Source organism: Methylobacterium sp. 1A, from assembly GCF_058072805.1.
Map to the genome: position 1 here is coordinate 1,688,358 of NZ_JBYQVE010000002.1, position 20,294 is coordinate 1,708,651.

Genomic DNA, 20,294 nt, shown 5'->3' on the forward strand with positions numbered 1-20,294 from the left:
CGCGTCCGGTCGGCGGCAAGCACTCTGTAATGGTTCTCAAGCGAATCTCCGCCTGTTTGTCCAGGCGCGGCCGGGACGCAGCCGGGTGGCGATCATGGGTTGGGCGAACGGGATCGCCGGACGGACGCGCGCCGCGCGCTTAACCGGCTCCGGGACGGCGGCGCGCCGGATCCTGCCGACGCTTTCCCTGGCGCTATCCGTGGCACTCCCCCTGGTGCTTCTGCCGCTCCTCCCGCGCGTTGCCGCGGCCGCGCCCGAGCCGCCGCTCTCGGCGCTGACGCTGGTCGGGCCACCCGCGCTCGTCTTCAAGGCGGGGCGCGACGCCTGCGACGGCGCCGACGTGCCCGACGCGCCGGCGCGCGCCTTCCGGGACGCGTCGGGCGCGGTGGCGCTCTACGGGATGCATTACCGCAACCGGGCGCTGCGTGGTCCCGACCTCGAGCATCTCAAGATCGACTGCGCGGTGGTGCTCGATTCGGGCGAGAAGCCCGATCCGGCCACCTACGACGACCGCTCCTGGATCACCGCCACCTGGACCGAGGACGGGAGCCGCGTGGCCGCGCTCCTCCACCACGAGTACCAGGCCAACGAGCATCCCGGCCGCTGCCCGGCGGCCAGCTACATGGCCTGCTGGTACAACACGATCACGGCCGCAGCCTCGACGGATGGCGGCCGCAGCTTCAAGCGCCAGAGCCCGCCTGTCGTGGTCGCCGGGGCGCCGTTCCGGCAGGAGATCGACCAAGGCCGCCACCGCGGCTTCTTCAACCCGTCGAACATCGTCGCGGACGGGATGTGGCGGTACTTCCTCGCCTCGACCACCGGCTGGACCCGACCGGGCAGCGATCAGGAGGCCGGGGTCTGCCTGTTCCGCAGCGACGACCCGGCCGATCCGACCCGCTGGCGGGCCTGGACCGGCACCGGCTTCACCGCCGCCTTCCCGGACCCCTACCGCGCTGCCCGCCCGAATACGGCGACCTGCCGGCCGGTCGGGCCGTTCCCGGGCCCGGTCGGCGCCGTCGTCCGGCACCGCGGCACGGGCGCCTGGATCGCCGTGTTCATGGCCAAGGCGGGGGAGGGCTTTCCCCGGTCGGGCTTCTACTGGACCACCTCCCGCGACCTGATCACCTGGGACAGCCCGCGCCTGCTGCTCGAGGGCGCGACCCTCTACGACGACCCGTGCGCGGCGACGGCGCCGCTCCTCGCCTACCCGTCGCTGCTCGACCCGGACGCGCGCGGCCGCAATTTCGACGACGTCGGCGACCGGGCGCTGCTGACCTACGCGAGCCTGCGCACGGAGGGCTGCACGATCACCTCCGACCGCGACCTGCTGCGCCGCCCGGTGGCGATCCGCGTCTGGCCCTGATCCCGCTCGACCGGCGCGGCCCCACCGCGCGACACCGTCCCGAGCCTCGGGCGCATCCCGTCCGACCGGACGCGGCTCTACGGAGCGGGCCGGCCGAGCGCCACCGTGTAGGACGGGCCGGCCGCGACGGAGCGCCCCGGGAGGCCGATCCGCTGGCAGAGCACGGTGCCGAGGGTGACGCTCAGCATCAGCGCGGTCGCGGAGAGCAGGAGCGTGGTCGCCCGGGCATAGGCGCGACCGGCATGGATCAGCAGGCAGCCGAACGCGAAGATCGCGACGGCCTGGAACAGGTGCTGCACGGGCGACGTCCTCTCTGGCGGCGGACGCGCGGTCCGGGCCGGCCGGGATCGAGCGCCATCGTCTCCGAGCGGCGTGAAAACGCGGTTAACGTCGGGTATAGCTGGCTCCGGAGTCGTCCGCTCGGAGAGGAATCCGCATGTCGCGTTCGAGGGTTCCGGAGGCGCAGAGCCGCCCCGACGGGGCGGGGGTGATCCCGTCCCACGACACGGCGATCCTGGGATCGGGCGCCGTCGGCGCGGGGGCGATCGGGGCGTCGGCCCTGGGCGCGCTGGCCCTCGGGGCCGCGGCCCTCGGCGTCGTGGCGGTCGGCGCCTTCGCGATCGGCCGCCTCTCGGTGGGCCGCGCCCGGGTCGGCACCCTGGAGGTCGGTTCGCTGGAGATCGACACGCTCACGGTGCGGTCGGTGCGGATGCCGGACCGCGGCTGAGCCGCGGCGCCGGGGACCGGCGCCGGGAGGAATGCGAGGAGGGGAGCGATGACCGATCGGAAACCGCCCTTCCGGCCCGCGGACGCGGTCGACGCCCTCGGCGAGGTCGAGGGCGATTTCGTCCTGCCGCTCTGCCTGCCCGGATCCAACCTGCTGATCGGCGAGGACCTCGCCATGCTGGTCCTCGACACGATCCACGGGCAGCGGGTCGGCCTGCCGCTGAGCCAGCAGGGCGCGGCCGACCTCCACGCGGTCCTGGGCGAGGCCCTGCGGCTGCTGCAGGCGCGGGACCGCGGCCCCATCCAGTAGGGCGCGCGCCGGCGAAAGGCTTCGTTGAGGCGGCCGGGATAGACAGGTTCCGGTTCCTCTCCGTGGCGGCCGATGCGCGCTCCGTTGCTTCTCCTGCTGCTGACCTGCGCCGCCCCCGCGCAGGCCCGGCCCGCCACCTTCCTGGCGGTGCACGCCGTCGGCATGGCCTCGCTGCCGCCGGTCCCGCCCGCGCCTGCGGCCGTGCCCGCACCCGCACCGGTCGCCGCCGACGCCCGCGCCCGCTACCTGCCGCTCATCGCCCGCGAGGCCGCCGGCACCGGCCTGCCCCTCGCGGTGGCCGACGCCGTCGCGCGGATCGAGAGCGGCTACGACCCCACCGTGGTCGGCAGCGTCGGCGAGGTCGGTCTGATGCAGGTCCGCCCGACCACCGCGGCGATGCTCGGCTTCCGCGGCACCGTCGCCGAGCTGGCGTCGCCGGAGATCAACGTCCGCTACGGCGTCCGCTACCTCGCCGAGGCGTGGCGCCGGGCCGACGGGGACCTCTGCCGCGCCCTGATGAAGTACCGGGCCGGCCACGGTTCGGAGGCGATGTCGCCGCTGTCGCAGCTCTACTGCGCCCGCGCCCAGGCGATCCTCGGCAATCCGGAGGCGCGCGTCGTCCGGGCGAGCGCCCGCGCGGCCGCGCCGGACCGCCTCGCCGCGCGGCCGACGGCCCCCGTCCAGCGGACCCGCGTCGCCGCCGTCCCGGCGAAGCCGATGTCGTTCTGGGAGGCGCACCGGGCGCGCATCGCCCGGCTCAACGCCGCCGTGGTGTCGCGCTGGCGGGCCCGCGGCTGGTCGGCCGCGCCCGACGGGGCCTCCGGCGAGCCGGCCGGCGGCTAGCGCCCCTCACGCCTCGGCTTCGGCCTCCGGCCCGTCCGAGCGCGCGCCGCGGGCGACCTCGCGCATCGCCGTGTCCGGAAGCGGCCGCTGGAGCCGGAGCGCCTCCGCGGTCGGCGCCTCCAGCCACGTCGCCCATTCCTCCGGCTTCGTGAGCAGGACCGGCATGGCCTTGGGATGGACCGGCCCGACGACGCCGTTCGCCTCGGTGGTCAGGAAGGCGAAGAGCCGGTGCTCCGCGGCGACCCGGTCGGGGTTCTCGCGCTTCGTGCCGCGCACGCCGGTCCAGGGCCGCCAGATCCCCGCGAAGGCGAAGAGCGGCCGGTCCGCGTCGAGGGCGAACCAGACGGGCGTCTTGCGCGGCTTGGTGTCGGCGTACTCGCTGAAGGCGGTGACCGGCACGAGGCAGCGGTGGGCGACGCCGAGCCAGGGCCGCCAGTGCGGGCTCGCGGCGTTGCGCACGTTGGTGATCGGGTGCTCGCCGAACGCCTTCGGGCCGGGCATGCCCCAGCGCATCATCGCGAGGTCGCGGCCGGTCGCGCCGTTCAGGACCACAGGCGCTAGCTGGTCGGGAAAGATAGCCGGCAACAGCGGGAGGTTTCCGGTGCGATCCTCCGCGATCTCGAAGGCCCGGCGCAGGTCCGCCGGGCCGGTTCGCAGGCTGTAGAGATTGCACATGGACACCCCGCGTGGTCGGTGAGCGCGTTGCCGGCTCTACACGCTTTCGGGACGCCGCGCCCAGCCCGGCGGAGAGGGGCGTCCCGGCCGATCGCCGACCGGGACGCCGCCGCCTCAGTTCAGGTGGAACACCACCTTCACGCAGCCGTCCTTCTTGTCGCGGAATGTCTTGTAGAGGTCCGGGCCCTCCGCGAGGTCCTGCGAGCGGTGGGTGATCAGGGAAGTCATGTCGATCTTGCCCTCTTGGATCAGCTTGGTCAGCGGCTCGAGGTAGCGCTTCACGTGAGTCTGGCCGCTCTTGAGGGTCAGGCCCTTCTGGACGATCGAGCCCATGTTGACCGGAATCGGGCCGCCGTAGACGCCCGGCACCGAGACGATCCCGCAGGGGCGGACCGCCTTGATGGCCTCGGCCAGCGCGTAGGGGCGCTCCGTGGCGGTGAGCTTCTCCTGCACCGTCGACAGCATGCCGGTGAGGCCGCCGTGGCCGGCGCTCGCCTCCATGCCGACGCAGTCGATCACGCCGTCGGCGCCCTGGCCCTTGGTGATCTCCTTGATCCGCTCGAACACGTCCTCGTTCATGAAGTCGATGACGTCGGTGGCGCCGGCCTTCTTGGCCAGGGCGATCCGCTCGGGCACGGTCTCGATGGCGATGATCCGCCCGGCCCCCATGATCTTCGCGGACTGGATCGCGAAGATGCCGACCGGGCCGGTGCCCCAGACCGCGATCGTCTCGCCGCCCCGGATCTCGCAGTGCTCGGCGCCCTGCCAGCCGGTGGGCAGGATGTCGGTGAGGAACAAGACGGATTCGTCGTCCATGCCGTCCGGCACCTTCATGGGGGCGACGTCCGCCATGGGCACGCGCACGTACTCGGCTTGGCCGCCCGCGTAGCCGCCGGTGAGGTGCGAGTAGCCGAACAGGCCGGCCGTCGTGTAGCCGAACTGCGCGGCCGCCATCTCGGCGTTGCGGTTCGACCGCTCGCAGACCGAGAAGTTGCCGAGCTTACACTGCCGGCATGCACCGCAATTGATGTTGAAGGGCACCACGATCCGGTCGCCCTTCTTGAACTTGGTGAAGCCCTGTCCGACCTCGACGACCTCGCCCATGAACTCGTGGCCGAGGACGTCGCCGCTCTTCATGGTCGGCATCAGGCCGTCCATCAGGTGCAGGTCCGAGCCGCAGATCGCGCAGCTCGTCACCTTGATGATGACGTCGCGGGAATCCTCGATGACCGGATCCGGGACCGTGTCGCAGCGGATGTCGTTGCGGCCGTGCCAGCACAATGCCTTCATGGCGTCGTCTCTCCGGAAGCTCTCGGGATTGCGGCCGTCTCGGCCGCTCTCCCGTAAAGCCCGCTTCGGCACGGCCAAGTTCCGGCGTCGCCGTCCGGGCGACCGCGGACGAAGGGGTTTACGAATGTTTCACGTGAAACAGCCCCGTTCACCGTCGCTTTACGACTCGCGCCGGCCCGGTCCAGATCAGGCGATCCCGTCGATGCCGATGCCGAGCTGCTCGGGCCCCCGGAGCGACGCGCCCGGCCGGTAGGGCGGCGGATCGACCGCGAGCCGCGGGGCGACGAGGCGGCGGCTCAGCGCCACCAGGGCGATCTCGGCCTCGAGCCGCGCCAGGGGCGCGCCGACGCAGTAGTGCAGGCCCCCGCCGAAGCCGAAATGCTCGATGTCGCCCCGGTCGGGATCGAAGCGGTCGGGATCCGCGAACCGGTCGGGATCGCGGTTCGCGGCGGCGAACATCAGGATGACGGGTGCCCCCTTCGGGATCATCTCGCCGGCCACCGCGATCGCGCCGAGGGCCTTGCGGGTCCGGAAGTGCACCGGCGGCTCGTAGCGCAGAACCTCCTCGATCAGCCGCGGCGCGCGCTCCGGATCGGCCCGGAGCCGCTCCAGCTCTTCGGGGTGCCGGAGCAGGGTCAGCATGGCGTTGGTGATGAGGTTCACGGTGGTCTCGTGACCGGCGACCAGCAGCAGGACCGCCGTCGACAGGAGGTCGAAGTCGCTCATCTGCTTCCGGCCGTCCGGACCGGGGGCGGCGAGGCCGCTCAGCATGTCGTCGGCCGGGCGCCGCCGCTTCTCGCGGATGAGGTCGCGCATGTAGGCGGCGATCTCGTCGAAGGCGCCGACGATCTGGCGCCGGGTCGCGTCGTCGTGGCGCGCGTCCGGCTCGACGGCCGTGGCGAGCTGCGTCGCCCAGGCCTGGAACCGCGGCTCGTCCTCGCGCGGCACGCCGAGCAGCTCGCAGATCACCGTCACCGGCAGCGGGTAGGAGAGGTCGCTCACGAGACAGACCTCCCGCCGGTCCCGGCACGCGTCGATCAGGCCGTCCACCTCCTGGACGATCCGCGGCCGCAGCGCCTGAACCCGCGCGATCGAGAATTCCCGCATCACCAGGCTGCGCAGCCGGTCGTGGTCCGGCGGATCGCGGAAGATGAGCGGGCGGTGCGTGGCGCTGATGCGGTTCTTGATCGGGTTGAGGATCAGGTCCTTGAGCGGATTGCCGGTGCGGGGCCGCCGGGGCGGTGGCAGATCCTCGGAGCTGAGCCGCGGGTCGAACAGCAGGCTGCGGATCGCCGCGTGCGTGGAGACGACGTAGCTGCCGTCGCGCTGGCGGGAGACCGGCTGCTGCCGCAACCGACGATAGAGCGGGTACGGGTCGGCCCGGTTGGCCGGATCCATCACCGCGGCGAACAGCGCGTCGTCAGACATGGACGGTCTCGGCGGAAGGCCGCGCCGGGGCGGCGCGGCGCGGCGTCGGGAAGCCCGGGGCCGCCATCTCGACGCGCGGCCGGTCGGTGGCGTCGGTGATCGGCGGGAACGGGTCGCCGGCCGTGATCGCCTCCGCGTAGGCCGGCAGCCAGCGGGCCTGATCGAACGAGACGGCCGCGACGCTGCGCCCGGCGCGGCCGTAGACGGCGAGGAAGCGCCGGGAGGCCCGCGAACCCTGCACCACCGCCACGGAATCGGCGCCGTCGGGGAGGCCGACGAGCTTGATGTTGATCCCAAACTGGCTCGACCAGAAGGCCGGCAGGTGGCCGTAGGGGCGCTGCTCGCCGGGGCCGGCCAGCATGTTGCGCGCGGCGTGGGCGGCCTGCTCGACGGCGTTGCCCCAGTGCTCCACGGCGATCAGCCGATTGCCGTAGAGCGGGATCGGCCACCGGGCGACGTCGCCCGCGGCGTAGATGTCCGGGCAGGGCACCCCGTCGGCGTCGAGGACCCGGCAGGCGGCGTCGCAGGTCACGCCGCCGGCATCGGCGCGCAGGCCCGCGCCCCGCAGCCAGCCCGTCGCCCGGGTCGCCCCAAGGGCGGCGATGACCAAGTTGGTCTCGACGGTGCTGCCGTCCGCCAGCCGGGCCCGGGCCACGTGCCCCGCCGCGTCGCCCTCGAACGCCCGCACCATCGTGCCGGGGCGGAACGTGGCGCCGGATTCGCGCAAACGCTCGGCGATCACGCTGCCGACGAAGGTCCCGAGACCCCGGGCCAGGGGCGCGGCGTTCGGGTCGACCAGGGTCACGGGCAGGCCGAGGTCGCGCAGGCAGGAGGCCGCCTCGCAACCGATCAGGCCGCCGCCGACGATGAGCACCTGCCGCGGGCGCGCCAGCAGGGCGTCCCGCAGGGCGGCCGCGTCGTCGCGCCCGCGCAGGGTGAAGATGCCGGCGAGCCCGCCGCCGGCCTCGGCCGGCCAGGGCCGGGCCTCGGCGCCGGTGGCGATGAGCAGGGCCTCGTAGGCCAGCGCCGAGCCGTCGGCGAGCCGAAGCGTGCGGGCTGCCCGGTCGAGGGCGACGGCCGGGCTCCCGAGGTGCCAGCGGGCGCGCAGATCCGCCAGTTCCGGCAGCCGGGTCGCGTCGGCGGCGAGCTCGCCGGCGAGCACGTGCTTCGACAGGGGCGGCCGGTCGTAGGGCCGGTACGGCTCGGCGCCGACCAGCGTGAGCGGGCCGCCGTACCCGCCCCGCCGCAGCGCCTCGGCGCCGCGCAGGCCGGCGAGAGAGGCGCCGACCACGACGATGCCGGCGGGTTCGGGGGTCACGGCGCCTCTCCGTCGTCCGGGCCGGCCTGGAGGCTGATGGCGCGGACCGGGCAGGCCTGCACCGCCCGCTCGATGGCGCCGCGGCGGTCGGCCGGCGGCGCGGGATCGTAGAACAGGATCTCGTGGCCGCGGATCGCGAAGGCGTCCGGCGCGGCGTAGCAGCACTGGGCGTAGCCCTGGCAGCGGTTGAGATCCACGACGACCCGGAGCGCCGCGGTGTCGGAGGCCGGCATCACGCCGACCTCGCCAGCCGGCGCGCGGTCCCGGCATCGGTCCCGGCGCGCGCGAGATCGTCCAGAGCCGTCAGGATCGACGCCATGGCGTCCCGGGCCGCGAAGGCGTCCCGCAGCGCCCCGGCGCGTGCCCGGAAGTCGGGCTCGCCGAGCACCCGCGCCACCGCGGCGCCGACCGCCTCCGGGGCCGGCGCGTTGGTCCCGAGGTTGATCCCGACGCCGGACCAGCCGATGCGCGCGTTCACCTCCGCCTTGTCCTCGGTCAGGCCGGCCGACACGATCGGCACGCCGGCGGCGAGCGCCTGCGAGACGCTGCCGTAGCCGCCGTTGGTCACCAGCACGCTCACCCGCGGCAGCAATTCGCGGAACGGCAGGAAGCACGACACCCGGGCGTTGGCCGGGACCGGAACCTTCAGCGCGTCTACCGGGCGGCCGCCGGTGGTGGCCAGGACCAGCAGATCGTCCCGGTCGGCCAGGGTGGTCAGTGTCGGCTCGACCAACTCGCCGAAATCCGCGTTGGCCAGCGTGCCCTGGGTGACCAGCACGACGGGCCGGCCCGCCGCGTTCGCCGCCTCCAGATCGGGCCACCAGTCCGGGAGCGGCGCGGGCGGCGTCGGCGGATCGAGCAGGCCGATGAAGCGCAGGCCGGGCGGCAGGGTGCCGTACTCGTACTCGAAGCCCGGCACGGTCGGCTGCAGGAACAGGTCCGGCAGGACCACGATCGAGTGGGGCAGGGACGCCGGCAGGGGCGGCAGGCCGAGCGCGGCGAGCTTCGCGTCCGTGTAGGCCCGCACCGGGTTGACGAAGGCCGCGTCCATGCCGGCCTTCAGGGTGGCGTAGCGGACGAGGTCGTCCCGGTCGCGGGCCGGCGGCAGGCCGAGGCCCACGGGCGCGTGGTCGGGCCGGTCGAGGAACAGGATGCTGACGTTGACGGTCACGATCGGCGGCCGCGGCGCGCTGTCGAGCAGCAGCGGCAGCGCGCCCAGGAACATGCTGCCGGCCAGGATCACGTCGGGCGCCTCGGCCGCGATCAGCGCCCGCAGGGCGGCGGCCTGGACCGGCATCGGATCCACGAACCGGCGCTCGAACTCGCGGCGGTAGCGCTCCGGGCCGGCCGGCAGCTCGGTCTCGCGGTACTCGGCCGCGTGGTTGTCCGCGTAGGGCGTGAAGCGCAGGCCCGCCGCCTCGACCTTCGGCCGGAAGGCCGGGTCGGTGAGCACGAGGACGTCGTCCCCCCGGGCCGCCACCGTCCGACCGATGGCGAGGAGCGGGTTCACGTGGCCGGTGAGCGGCGTCGCGGTGATCAGGATCTTCATCACGGCCTCCTCGAGCGCCGCCGGTCGGGCCGGCGTCGCTCCTGCTCGGGTGCCGGCGCCTTCACGCGCGGGTGCCCCGTGGCCCCCGGCGCGCCGGACTCACAGGGGAAATCGCGGCCGGTCCAGCGCAGTTACACAACCCCAAGGTGCTTGGTGCGGCGCCGCACCATGGCATCCGGTTGAAGTCCGACGCAATATCGGAGTGTCACAGGCCACAGCGATCGTGCGGCCTGCCGGATCTCGGCGCGTCCACCGTTCGAATGACGCGTCACCGGCGCCCGACCGCGACGGCCGGCGGCGCCGTCAGTCGACCACGACGACCCGGTTCGGCAGCTCGTCGGGATCGCCCGGGCCCGCGGGGAGATGCTCCGCCAGGCAGGCCCCGACGCGCGCGACCGCCGCCGTCAGGCCGTCCTCGATGGCGCCGCGCCCGAGCGCCGGTATGAGCTCGGCGAGGATCCCGTCCCAGGCGGAGGGCGGGATCTCCCGCAGGACGCCGAGATCGGTGACGATCTCGGCGTGCCGCTCGGCGAGCGACAGGTAGAGCAGGATGCCGGTGCGCCGGCGCGTCAGGCTCAGGCCGCGCGACCAGAAGGCCCGCCGGGCCGCCTCCCGGGCGCGGGCGCGGCGCAGGCGGGTCGGCACCAGGGCCATGCGCAGCCGCTCGTTCTGGCTCGCCGCGAGGATCGCCGCCACGAGGGCCGCCTGCGCCAGCAGGATCGACGCGGCGCTCCAGGCGGTCAGGGCGATCAGCGGCCAGGGCAGGACCAGCGCCGCGACGAGGGCGGTGAGCAGCACGATCGAGCGGTAGGCGCCGGCGCGCCGGCTCACCATCACGACGATCTCGCCGGAGGTCCCGGCCTCCGCGCGCCCGACCGCGTGGGCGAGCCGCTCCCGCGCTTCCGGAGTCAGGACAGCCGCGCGTCTACCAGTCACCGGAGGCCCCTCCGCCGCCCGACGAGCCGCCGCCGCCGGAAAATCCACCGTCGAAACCGCCCGAGGAGCCGCCCGACCCGCCGTCCGAGAAGCCGCCGCCCCACCCGCCCGAGCCGGGGCCCGGCAGGATGACGAGGCCGCCGGGTCCCGACCGGCCGCCGCGGCTCATGCGCCACGCGACGAACACCACGATAAGGAGCAGGACGACGAAGACCGCCACCTGGGCGGGATCGACCTCGTCGGACCGCACCTGCGGCTTGCGCTGCCAGTCCTGCGCGTCGCCGGCCAGGATCGACAGGATGCCGTCGACGCCGGCGTCGAGGCCGCCGAAATAGTCGCCGGTCTTGAAGCGCGGCGTGATGGCGCCGGCGATGATCACCTTGGACAGGGCGTCGGTCAGCGCGCCCTCCAGGCCGTAGCCGACCTCGATCCGGACCTTCCGCTCGCTCGGCGCCACCAGCAGCAGGACGCCGTTGTTGGTCTTGGCCTGCCCGAGCTTCCAGTCCCGGAACAGGCGGTTGGCGTAGTCCTCGACGGTCGTGCCCTGCAGGTTCGGCACCGTGGCGACGACCACCTGGTCCGAGGTCTTGTCCTCGTGCGCCTTCAGCTTGGTCTCGAGGGTGCCGCGCTGCTCCGGCGTCAGGATGCCGGCCGCGTCGACCACGCGGCCGGTCAGCGCCGGGAAGGTCAGCTCCGCCGCCAGCGCCCCGAGCGCGAAGACCGTCAGGCACGCCGCCAGGACGGCGAGCGACAGGGCGAGCCGCACCCGGTCGGGCAGGATCCCGCCCCGGGTCCGGGTCATGGTCGGTCCTACGCGCCGCCCCACGCGCCGCATCCTAGAACTTCACGTTCGGCGGCCGGTCGGCGTTCGGCGTCGCCGTGAAGGTCTCCATCGGCTTGGCGTCGGGGTACAGGACCGCCGCGATCCAGCGGCCCGGGATCGTGCGCACCTCGGTGTTGTAGGCCTGGACCGCCGTGATGTAGTCGCGCCGCGCCACCGCGATGCGGTTCTCGGTGCCCTCCAGCTGGGATTGCAGGGCGAGGAAGTTCTGGTTCGACTTGAGGTCGGGATACCGCTCCACCGTCACCAAGAGGCGTCCGAGCGCGCCCGAGAGCTGGTTCTGGGCGTCTTGGTACTCCTTGAACTTCTGCGGATCGCTGACCGTGGAGGCGTCGACCCTCACGCTGGACGCCTTGGCGCGCGCCTCGGTGACGCCGATCAGCACGTCCTTCTCCTGCTGCGCGTAGCCCTTCACGGTCTCGACGAGGTTGGGGATCAGGTCGGCCCGCCGCTGGTACTGGTTCTGCACCTCGCTCCACGCGGATTTGGCCTGCTCCTGCAGCGTCGGCACCCGGTTGACCGCCCCGCAGCCGGAGAGACCCGCGGCCACCAGGATCACCGAGAGCACGCCGAGGAGGCGCGCCGCGGGCGATGTCCGGCGCACCGCGCCGGCCGTCAGCGTCGTTCCCATATCGTCCCCCATCTGCCGGCCGAGACTCGGCCGCTTGATCACGAGCCCGAGAGATAAGGGCCGGAACCGCCAAGGTAAGGCCCTCGCCCGACGGGTCTTGAAGGTTTGTGGCGCGGACCGTTAAGGGCGTCGGCAACGGACCGGGCCGGCGCACGTTCGGACCCTCGAGCCGATGGTCCGGCCGAGGACCGATCGGCGCGGCGCCGCGGAGGCCGGGAATGGATGCAGCACTCGCCGACGATGTCAGGGCCGCCAGCGCCGACGCGCGGCGCCACGCTCGGGCGTACCGGGCGCCGTCCGGCAAGGACGCGCTGCCCTGGTCGGTCATCGCGACGTTCGACGCCCGGGTCCGGGGCCACCTCGCCCGCGACCCGCGGATCGAGGACGAGCGCGACCGCGTCCTGATCGCCGCCGTGAAGCTCGCCGAGACGCCGGTCGAGGAGGGGGACGAGAGCGTCGCCGCGGCGCGCGCCCACCTCGTCGACGCGATCGACTACCTGGAGCAGGCTGTGCTGCGCTTCGGCCTCGTCAACCGGGAGGGGGCCAAGGCCGGTCTCGGCACCTACGGCCAGCCGGTCGGATCCCGCGACTGACGGCGCGCCCGGACCGAGCCGCCGGATGTCCGCCGACCTGCCCGCGGCCGCGACCCTGAGCCGCCTCGACCTGAAGACGCTCCGGCTGTTCGCGGCCATCTGCGCGGAGGGGACCCTGAACGGCGCGGCCCGTCGGGCGGCGATCGCGCCCTCGGCGGTGAGCAAGCGCCTCGCCGAGCTGGAGCACGCGCTGGGCTGCACCCTGCTCACCCGCGAGCCGCGCGGCATGCGGCTCACCCCGGCGGGCGAGACCCTGCTGCACCACACCCGCCGGATGCTGGCGAGCGCCGAGCAGATCGCCCTGGAACTCGCCGAGCACGCCCGGGGCGTGCGCGGCTTCGTGCGGGTGCTCGCCAACCTCTCGGCCATCGTGGAGTTCCTGCCCGAGGACCTGCAGGCCTTCCTGGCGGCGCAGGACGGGATCCGGGTCGACCTGGAGGAGCGGCCGAGCGGCGGCGTCGTCGCCGGCGTCGAGGAGGGCTTCGCCGATCTCGGCCTCTGCGCGGACAACACCGACACCCGCAGCCTCACCGCCTACCCGTACCGGAGCGACCGCCTCGTCCTGGTGATGCCGGCCGGACATCCCCTGAGCGGCCGCGGCGCCGTCGCGCTGGCCGACACACTCGACTACGACCATGTCGGGCTGCACGCGGAGAGCTCGATCTACGCCGCCCTGCGCGACGAGGCCCGGCGCCTCGGCCGGCCGCTGCGGCTGCGCATGCACGTCCCGAGCTTCGACGCGATCTGCCGCATGGCGCAGGTCGGGCTCGGCCTCGGGACCGTGCCGGAGCGCGTCTACGCCCTGCTCGGCCCGCCGATGCGGCTCGCAGCGGTGCCGCTCACCGATCCCTGGGCCGTGCGCACGCTGCGCCTCGTCGTCCGCCCGGGCGCCCTGTCGCCCGCGGCCGCCCTCCTGCTGGAGCATCTCCGGGAGGCCGGGCGCTGAGCCCGCGTTCTCCGTCGGCGAACGCACGGTGATGCATGGCGTTTGGACTTGGCCACCGGAAGAGCCCTATCTCCGGGGCAACAAACGATGGAGGAAAGCCGTGTCCGGTCCGCTCAGCGGTATCCGCGTTCTCGAGCTCGGTCAGCTGATCGCCGCGCCCTTCGCGACGCGGCTGATGGCCGAGTTCGGCGCCGAGGTCATCAAGGTCGAGCCCCCGGGCGAGGGCGATCCTCTCCGGAAGTGGCGCAAGATGCACGAGGGCACCTCGCTCTGGTGGTACCTGCAGTCGCGCAACAAGAAGTCGATCGCCGTCAATCTGAAGTCGCCCGAGGGGCTCGACATCGTCAAGCAGCTCGCCGCGAGCGCCGACGTGGTGGTCGAGAACTTCCGGCCCGGCGGCCTGGAGAAGCTCGGCCTCGGCTGGGACGTGCTCTCCGCCCTCAACCCGAAGCTCGTGATGGTGCGGATTTCGGGCTACGGACAGACCGGGCCCTACCGCGACCGGCCCGGCTTCGGCGCCATCGGCGAGTCGATGGGCGGCATCCGCTTCACCACCGGCAGCCCGGAGGCCCCGCCGGCCCGGGTCGGCGTCAGCATCGGCGACACCCTGGCCTCGCTCCACGGCGTCATCGGCGCGCTGATGGCCCTGCTGCGGGTCAAGACCGGGCAGGGCGCGGGCCAGGTCATCGACGTCTCGCTCGTCGAGAGCGTGTTCAACGTCATGGAGAGCCTCGTCCCGGAATACGACCTGCTGGGCGAGGTCCGCACCCGCACCGGCGGCGCCCTGCCGGGCATCACCCCGTCGAACACCTACCCGACGCGGGACGGCGGCTACGTGGTCATCGCCGGCAACAGCGACCCGATCTTCCGCCGTCTCATGACGGCGATCGGCCGGCCCGACCTCGCGGACGACCCGGCGCTGCGCAACAACGAGGGCCGCTCCAGGCAATCCGCCATGCTGGACGGCACCATCGCCGACTGGTCGAAGACGCAGACGGTCGAGGAGGCGCTCGCCGCCCTCGACGCCGCCGACGTGCCGGCCGGCCGCATCTACTCGGTGGCCGACATCGTGGCCGACCCGCATTATCAGGCGCGCGACATGATCCTGCAGGCGGAGCTGCCCGGCGGGACCGCGGTGAAGATGCCCGGCATCGTCCCGAAGCTCTCCGACACGCCCGGTGAGGTCCGCTGGCAGGGGCCGGCCCTCGGCGCCCACACCGATTCCGTGCTCGCCGAGCTCGGTCTCGACCCGGCGCGCATCGCCGCGCTGCGCGAGAAGGGAGCCGTGGCATGAGCGGCGACGCGCTGATCGTCCAGGAGGTCGCGACCCGCGACGGCTTCCAGATCGAGCCGGTCTTCGTGCCGACGGCGGAGAAGATCCGCCTGATCGACGCCCTGGCGGCGGCCGGCTTCAGCCGGATCGAGGTCTCGTCCTTCGTCTCGCCGAAGGCGGTGCCGGCGCTCGCCGACGCGGCCGAGGTCTTCTCCGGGATCCGGCGCCGGTCCGGGACCGTCTACGTCGCCCTGGTGCCGAACCCGAAGGGCGCCGAGCGGGCGCTCGCCGCCAGGGTCGACGAGATCAACCTCGTCGCCTCGGTGAGTGAGACCCACAACCGCGCCAACATGGGCATGAGCCCGGCCGACTCGATCGCCGGCTTCGCGCGGATCATGGATTCGGTGCGCGGCGCCCCGCTCAGCACCAACGCCACGGTGGCGACCGCCTTCGGCTGCCCGTTCGAGGGCGACCAGCCGGCCGACAAGGTCCTCGCCCAGGTCGAGCGCTACCTGTCACTCGGCGTCGACGGCGTGACGCTCGCCGACACCACCGGCATGGCCAATCCCCGGCAGGTCGCGCGCCTGGTCGCGCGGGTCCTGCCCCTGGTCGGTCCCGGGCGCCTGACGCTCCACTTCCACAACACCCGCGGCCTCGGCCTCGCCAACGTGCTGGCGGCCTACGACGCGGGCGCCCGCCGCTTCGACGCCGCGCTCGGCGGCCTGGGCGGCTGCCCGTTCGCGCCGGGTGCCACCGGCAACATCTGCACCGAGGATCTCGTCAGCATGGCCCACGAGATGGGCGTGCCGACGGGCCTCGACCTCCCGGCGCTGATCGGCCTGTCGCGGGACCTGCCGCGCCTCGTCGGCCACGACGTGCCCGGCCAGGTCGCCAAGGCCGGACGGCCCTGCGACCTGCATCCGGCCCCCGCCCGGGCGGCCTGAGCCGGAGACGGGGAGGGGCGGGCTCACAATGGCCCGCCCCACGCTTTGGACGCGACGCGCTCCCTCTCCCGTTCGGGAGAGGGTCGGGGTGAGGGATGAGAACTCTCCGGATGCGGCACACCGTCGACGCGCCGGCAGGACGCTTCTCATCCGGACAGACCTGATCCCTCACCCTGTCCCTCTCTCGCGCACGGGAGAGGGGACCCGCGCCTCATCCGGCGAAGGCGGCGTCGCCGTCGTGTGCCGTGAGCTGCGACCGAACCTGACTTCGCGGGAAGCCGCCCGCCCGAAGGCGGCACCGCCCACGACACGTCCCTCAAGAACACACCACGGAGGAAACCATGACCGCAGCCCTGTCCGGGTCGCCGGCCGCCGCCGAGGCCGGCGCGGTGACGGAGACCGGCGTCGTCCGCAAGGTCGCGTGGCGGCTCATGCCGCTGATCATGATCTGCTACATGTTCGCGTTCTTCGACCGCATCAACATCAGCTTCGCCAAATTCCAGCTCCAGAGCGACCTCGGCTTCAGCAACGTCGCCTACGGGCTCGGCGCGAGCATGTTTGTCGTCGGCTACGTGATCTTCGAGGTGCCCTCGAACCTGTTCCTCTACCGGGTCGGGGCGCGGCGCTGGATCGCCCGGATCATGATCTCCTGGGGCATCGCCACCGCGCTGATGATCTTCATCCGCAGCGAGTGGCACTTCTACGCCCTGCGCTTCCTGATCGGCGCCATGGAGGCGGGCTTCGCGCCGGGCATCCTCTATTACCTGACCATCTGGTTCCCGGCCTCGCATCGCGGCCGCATCACCTCGTTCATGTTCGTGGCCTCGGCCTTCTCGGGGATCTTCGGCGCGCCGGTGGCGGGCCTGATCCTCGGCGGCCTCAACGGCGTCGGCGGCCTCGCCGGCTGGCAATGGCTGTTCCTGGCCGGCGGCCTGCCCTGCCTCGTGCTCGGAATGCTCGTGCTGACGCGCCTCGACGACCGGATCGCCGATGCGCGCTGGCTGTCCGAGCCCGAGAAGGCGCTCCTGTCGAGCCGGATCGCACACCACAACCGGGACATCGGCGACCACTCGCTGATCGGGGCGATCAAGCAGCCCGGCTTCCTGATGATCGCGCTGATCTACTTCCTGCTCCAGATCGGCTCGTACGGCCTGAACTTCTGGGGGCCGGACCTGATCAAGACCGCGAGCGGCGGGCAGGCGGCCTCGGTGGGCTTCCTGACGGCGATCCCCTACATCTGCGGGGCGATCAGCATGGTGGTGATCGGGCGCCTGTCCGACGCCTCGGGCGAGCGGCCGAAATTCGTCGCGGGCCTCGCCATCGCGGCGGCGCTCGGCTTCTTCGGCGCCGGCCTGTTCGACAAGCACATCGTGCCGCTGATGTTCGCCCTGGCACTGCTGGGGGCCGGCATCGTCGCCTCGATCCCGACCTTCTGGACCCTGCCGGCCAAGCTCGTCACCGGCGTCGGCGCGGCGGGCGGGATCGCGCTGATCAACACGCTCGGGCAGTTCGGCGGCATCGTCAGCCCGGTGATGGTCGGCTGGGTGAAGGATCTCACCGGCTCGACGACGCCCGCGCTCTACGGGATCGGCGTGCTCTGCCTCGTCGCCGCCGGGCTCGCGCTCTTCGCCATGCCGGCGAGCCTGCGCCGGAGCGACCGCGCGGCGTGAGACGGCCCGCCGCCCCGGCGCGGCCGGGGCGGCGGGCCGCGGCTGGCCCCGGAGCGGGGCGAGACGGGCGTGGCCGCACGCCGCGCGGGCGGGATCGGTCAGGCGCGCGACCGCCGCGACCGAGCGGTCCCGGATCGGCGCCGGGGGCCCCCGAGGTTGCGCGCCGCCGGGATCGGCCGATGCCGATATCCGGTTCAGACGCCGATCTCAGCGGCCGAAATCAGTGAACGTATCAGTAACCATGGCGGGAATGCCGCCGGTTGCGCGTTGGAGCAAAAAACCTCGCGCTGCCGGACAAACCGCCGGCCACTCATATTGTATATTATCTGCAACCTCAAGAAACGGAGTGAAATCAACTTGAGGTAGAAATCCCTCGGCTGGCCCGTCGCCTCGGTTTCGTCCTGCAAAGCCCGCGCGAGCGGGTCCACCGGAGACGGGCACGAGGATCGGGACGCCCTCGAACAGCGATGTCTCAGATGGACCACCTCACCGACCACCGTTCAACCTTCATGCTGGAGAAGGTCGGCGCGATCGTCGCGGCCTACGTCTCGCGCAACGCGATCGAGGTCACGGCGCTGCCGGCGCTGATCGACCAAGTGCACACGGCGATCGCGGTGCTCCGCTGCGCGCCGTCGGAGTTCGGCGGGGTCGGGCTGAGCCAGTCGCAGGTCGATGCCTCGATCCAGCAGGACGGCCTGATCAGCTTCATCGACGGCCGGTCCTACCAGACCCTGAAGCGCCACCTCACCGCGCACGGCCTCACCCCCGAGCGGTACCGGGCCAAGTACGGCCTGCCGGCCGACTACCCGATGGTGGCCCCGGGCTACGCCGCGCGGCGCTCGGAGATCGCCCGGGCGATCCAGCTCGGCCACAAGGCGGCCTGAGCGATGACGCCCGACGCTTCCGCGGATCCGGCCCGGGACCGCGCGCCGTTACCGGGGGCGGCGCGCACGAGCGACGCCCTGAGCCGCATCGCCGGCATCCTCGACGTGCCGGTGGCGAGCTTCTACCCGGATGCCGACCGGCCCGACGCGGCCATGACCCAGGCGGCCGACCTCGTCTCGGCCTTCGTGGCGATCGACAGTCCGGCGGCGCGCCGGACCTGCCTGGCCTTCGTGCGGGCGATGGCGAGTTCCTGAAGCGCCGGGGCGCGCTGCGGGAGGCCGGAGACCGGGTCGCTTCGTCGGGGGGCGGAGCGCGGTCTCCGGCCCGTCCGGCCGGACCCGCGTCAGAACAGGTGGCGCAGGAGGTAGAACAGAGCGGCCGCGAGGGTGATCGCCGCCGGCAGGGTCAGGATCCAGGCGAGCGCCATGTTGCGCACCGTGGACATCTGGAGGCCCGAGCCGTTGGCCGCCATCGTGCCGGCGACGCCCGACGACAGGATGTGGGTGGTCGAGACCGGCAGGCCGTAGAGCTCGGCCAGCCCGATCGTGCCGGCGGCGACGATCTCGGCCGAGGCGCCCTGCGCGTAGGTCAGGTGGGTCTTGCCGATCTTCTCGCCCACCGTGACGACGATGCGCTTCCATCCGACCATGGTGCCGAGACCCAGCGCCAGGGCGACGCAGACCTTGACCCAGCCCGGGATGTAGCGCGTGCCGTCGTTGAGCAGGCCCGCGTAGCGCTTCAGGTCGGCCTTGTCGGCCTCCGAGAAGTCCGCCCCGGCGCCCGGCAGCACGCGCACCGCGTCGGCGGCGAGGTACATGTCGCTGCGCAGGTTCTGGGTCTGGGCGGCCGGCACCGTGCGGATCGCGCCGTAATTCTTCACGCTGGCGGCGATGTCGTCCGAGAGCGCCGCCAGCGCCGCGTAGACGGGCGGCGTGTTCAGCGCCTTGGTCTTGAGCGCCTCCGTCACCGTCCGGCGCGCGGCGGCGGCGTCCGGAACCGCCGCGCCGGGGGCGCGGACGGCGAACACCGCGCTCGCCGCCGTCGAGGCCTGCACGAAGGCGGGCGTCGTGTCGTCCGCCATGGTGCGGTTGAGCGCGTAGGCGGTGGGCGCGGCGCCGATCAGGATCAGCATGATCAGGCCCATGCCCTTCTGCCCGTCATTGCCGCCGTGGAAGAACGAGACCAGCGTGCAGGTGAGGATCAGCAGGCCGCGGATCCACGGGGGCGGCGGCGCCTCGCCCGCGGGCGCCTCGTAGAGGTCCCTGCGGCGGACCGTGACCTTCAGGGCGAGCAGCAGCAGCGCCGCGAGCACGAAGCCGCAGACCGGCGAGAACAGCAGCGCCTTGAAGACGTTGAGCGCCTGGGTCCAGTCGACGCCCGCGGTGCCGTCGCCGCCGTTCATCAGCTGGTTGGCGAGGCCGACGCCGAGCACCGAGCCGATCAGCGCGTGGGACGACGAGTTCGGCAGCCCGAACGCCCAGGTCCCGAGGTTCCAGATGATGGCCGCCAGCAGCAGCGCGAAGATCATCGCGTAGCCCGCGTGCGAGCCGACGTTGAGGATCAGCTCGACCGGCAGCAGCGTGACGATCGCGTAGGCCACGGCGCCCGAGGACAGCATCACGCCGAGGAAGTTGAAGACGCCCGACCAGATCACCGCGACGAGCGGCGGCATCGAGTGGGTGTAGATCACCGTGGCGACCGCGTTGGCGGTGTCGTGGAAGCCGTTCACGAACTCGAAGGCGAGGGCGATCAGCAGGGCGAGGCCGAGCAGCGCGAAGGCGCCGTAGGCCAGGGGCGCCTCCCCGACCGCATTCATGTCCGCGATGAGGCTCACCACCGCGTAGCCCAGGCCCGCCACGAGGACGAGCAGGAACGCCACCACCCCGCCGAGATGCATCCCGTGGTCGAGGCGCGGGCCGCCCGCCTTCCGGCCTCCCACCGCCCCCGACGGCATCACGGCGGTATCGGACATGAACCCTCGCGCGGAATCTTTCGTGGTGAGCGGGGATTAAAACCGCGCGGTGACGGTTGGGTGACGGCCCGCGACGCCGCGCGTCGGCGAGCGTGTCCGAG

General features: G+C 73.0%; 22 protein-coding genes. 11 read left to right on the top strand and 11 right to left on the bottom strand.

Going from position 1 to position 20,294, the window contains the following annotated elements; all coding sequences use genetic code 11:
• The first annotated feature begins 94 nt into the window (after positions 1–94).
• Positions 95–1,363 carry a hypothetical protein gene (locus ACX9MN_RS28025; RefSeq protein ID WP_489726048.1) on the top strand — a complete coding sequence of 423 codons (1,269 nt, stop codon included), beginning with the start codon at positions 95–97 and terminating at the stop codon, positions 1,361–1,363.
• Positions 1,364–1,440: 77 nt separating this feature from the next.
• Here the strand turns inward: ACX9MN_RS28025 and ACX9MN_RS28030 are convergent, their stop codons facing one another.
• On the bottom strand, positions 1,441–1,662 hold the full coding sequence (locus ACX9MN_RS28030) for a hypothetical protein (protein ID WP_100252755.1): 222 nt from the start codon (positions 1,660–1,662) through the stop codon (positions 1,441–1,443).
• A gap of 137 nt (positions 1,663–1,799) precedes the next feature.
• Between ACX9MN_RS28030 and ACX9MN_RS28035 the strand changes: the two genes are divergently transcribed.
• The 3 genes from ACX9MN_RS28035 to ACX9MN_RS28045 all read left to right on the top strand — a co-directional run bounded on the left by ACX9MN_RS28035 (position 1,800) and on the right by ACX9MN_RS28045 (position 3,242).
• Entirely contained in the window at positions 1,800–2,090 is a 291-nt protein-coding gene (locus ACX9MN_RS28035; RefSeq protein WP_489726049.1) for a hypothetical protein, read from the top strand.
• Between the two features lie 48 nt (positions 2,091–2,138).
• Positions 2,139–2,399 (top strand): hypothetical protein, encoded by a 261-nt coding sequence (locus ACX9MN_RS28040; protein WP_020093792.1) that lies wholly within the window; start codon positions 2,139–2,141, stop codon positions 2,397–2,399.
• 72 nt (positions 2,400–2,471) lie between these two features.
• Positions 2,472–3,242: a lytic transglycosylase domain-containing protein gene (locus ACX9MN_RS28045; RefSeq protein ID WP_489726050.1), complete on the top strand. Its 771-nt coding sequence runs from the start codon at positions 2,472–2,474 to the stop codon at positions 3,240–3,242.
• 6 nt (positions 3,243–3,248) lie between these two features.
• Here the strand turns inward: ACX9MN_RS28045 and ACX9MN_RS28050 are convergent, their stop codons facing one another.
• The 9 genes from ACX9MN_RS28050 to ACX9MN_RS28090 form a co-directional block, all read right to left on the bottom strand.
• A complete protein-coding gene (locus ACX9MN_RS28050; RefSeq protein ID WP_489726051.1) occupies positions 3,249–3,917 on the bottom strand; it encodes an SOS response-associated peptidase in 669 nt (222 codons plus the stop codon).
• Between the two features lie 114 nt (positions 3,918–4,031).
• Positions 4,032–5,207, bottom strand: coding sequence for a zinc-dependent alcohol dehydrogenase (locus ACX9MN_RS28055; RefSeq protein ID WP_091681780.1), 1,176 nt, complete (start codon positions 5,205–5,207; stop codon positions 4,032–4,034).
• Between the two features lie 186 nt (positions 5,208–5,393).
• A complete protein-coding gene (locus tag ACX9MN_RS28060) occupies positions 5,394–6,635 on the bottom strand; it encodes a cytochrome P450 (protein WP_489726052.1) in 1,242 nt (413 codons plus the stop codon).
• A complete protein-coding gene (locus ACX9MN_RS28065; RefSeq protein ID WP_489726053.1) occupies positions 6,628–7,953 on the bottom strand; it encodes an NAD(P)/FAD-dependent oxidoreductase in 1,326 nt (441 codons plus the stop codon). The genes ACX9MN_RS28060 and ACX9MN_RS28065 overlap by 8 nt, the downstream gene beginning before the upstream one ends.
• A complete protein-coding gene (locus ACX9MN_RS28070) occupies positions 7,950–8,186 on the bottom strand; it encodes a ferredoxin (RefSeq protein WP_489726054.1) in 237 nt (78 codons plus the stop codon). Before ACX9MN_RS28070 ends, ACX9MN_RS28065 begins: the two co-directional genes overlap by 4 nt.
• Positions 8,186–9,502 (bottom strand): glycosyltransferase, encoded by a 1,317-nt coding sequence (locus ACX9MN_RS28075; RefSeq protein ID WP_489726055.1) that lies wholly within the window; start codon positions 9,500–9,502, stop codon positions 8,186–8,188. The genes ACX9MN_RS28070 and ACX9MN_RS28075 overlap by 1 nt, the downstream gene beginning before the upstream one ends.
• Before the next feature lie 303 nt (positions 9,503–9,805).
• Positions 9,806–10,438 carry a TPM domain-containing protein gene (locus ACX9MN_RS28080; RefSeq protein ID WP_489726056.1) on the bottom strand — a complete coding sequence of 211 codons (633 nt, stop codon included), beginning with the start codon at positions 10,436–10,438 and terminating at the stop codon, positions 9,806–9,808.
• Positions 10,428–11,240 (bottom strand): TPM domain-containing protein, encoded by an 813-nt coding sequence (locus tag ACX9MN_RS28085; RefSeq protein ID WP_489726057.1) that lies wholly within the window; start codon positions 11,238–11,240, stop codon positions 10,428–10,430. Before ACX9MN_RS28085 ends, ACX9MN_RS28080 begins: the two co-directional genes overlap by 11 nt.
• Positions 11,241–11,274: 34 nt before the next feature.
• Positions 11,275–11,898 (bottom strand): LemA family protein, encoded by a 624-nt coding sequence (locus tag ACX9MN_RS28090; protein WP_489726362.1) that lies wholly within the window; start codon positions 11,896–11,898, stop codon positions 11,275–11,277.
• A gap of 230 nt (positions 11,899–12,128) precedes the next feature.
• Here ACX9MN_RS28090 and ACX9MN_RS28095 point away from each other — a divergent pair, with 230 nt between their 5' ends.
• The 7 genes from ACX9MN_RS28095 to ACX9MN_RS28125 all read left to right on the top strand — a co-directional run bounded on the left by ACX9MN_RS28095 (position 12,129) and on the right by ACX9MN_RS28125 (position 18,475).
• Positions 12,129–12,503, top strand: coding sequence for a hypothetical protein (locus ACX9MN_RS28095; RefSeq protein ID WP_020093781.1), 375 nt, complete (start codon positions 12,129–12,131; stop codon positions 12,501–12,503).
• A 25-nt stretch (positions 12,504–12,528) separates the two neighbouring features.
• Positions 12,529–13,449: a LysR family transcriptional regulator gene (locus tag ACX9MN_RS28100; RefSeq protein WP_100252749.1), complete on the top strand. Its 921-nt coding sequence runs from the start codon at positions 12,529–12,531 to the stop codon at positions 13,447–13,449.
• A 100-nt stretch (positions 13,450–13,549) separates the two neighbouring features.
• Complete coding sequence (locus ACX9MN_RS28105) at positions 13,550–14,743, top strand: CaiB/BaiF CoA transferase family protein (RefSeq protein WP_020093779.1); 1,194 nt, start codon at positions 13,550–13,552, stop codon at positions 14,741–14,743.
• Positions 14,740–15,666, top strand: a complete 927-nt coding sequence (locus ACX9MN_RS28110) for a hydroxymethylglutaryl-CoA lyase (protein ID WP_489726058.1) — start codon at positions 14,740–14,742, stop codon at positions 15,664–15,666. Before ACX9MN_RS28105 ends, ACX9MN_RS28110 begins: the two co-directional genes overlap by 4 nt.
• Before the next feature lie 341 nt (positions 15,667–16,007).
• Positions 16,008–17,336 carry an MFS transporter gene (locus ACX9MN_RS28115; RefSeq protein ID WP_056523767.1) on the top strand — a complete coding sequence of 443 codons (1,329 nt, stop codon included), beginning with the start codon at positions 16,008–16,010 and terminating at the stop codon, positions 17,334–17,336.
• A 476-nt stretch (positions 17,337–17,812) separates the two neighbouring features.
• Positions 17,813–18,220 carry a Ros/MucR family transcriptional regulator gene (locus tag ACX9MN_RS28120; protein ID WP_020093775.1) on the top strand — a complete coding sequence of 136 codons (408 nt, stop codon included), beginning with the start codon at positions 17,813–17,815 and terminating at the stop codon, positions 18,218–18,220.
• 3 nt (positions 18,221–18,223) lie between these two features.
• The gene (locus tag ACX9MN_RS28125) at positions 18,224–18,475 is read left to right on the top strand and encodes a hypothetical protein (protein ID WP_091980035.1); all 252 of its coding nucleotides are present in this window, start codon (positions 18,224–18,226) and stop codon (positions 18,473–18,475) included.
• Between the two features lie 89 nt (positions 18,476–18,564).
• Here ACX9MN_RS28125 and ACX9MN_RS28130 read toward each other — a convergent pair whose 3' ends face one another.
• Positions 18,565–20,193 (bottom strand): inorganic phosphate transporter, encoded by a 1,629-nt coding sequence (locus tag ACX9MN_RS28130; RefSeq protein WP_489726059.1) that lies wholly within the window; start codon positions 20,191–20,193, stop codon positions 18,565–18,567.
• Positions 20,194–20,294 lie beyond the last annotated feature (101 nt).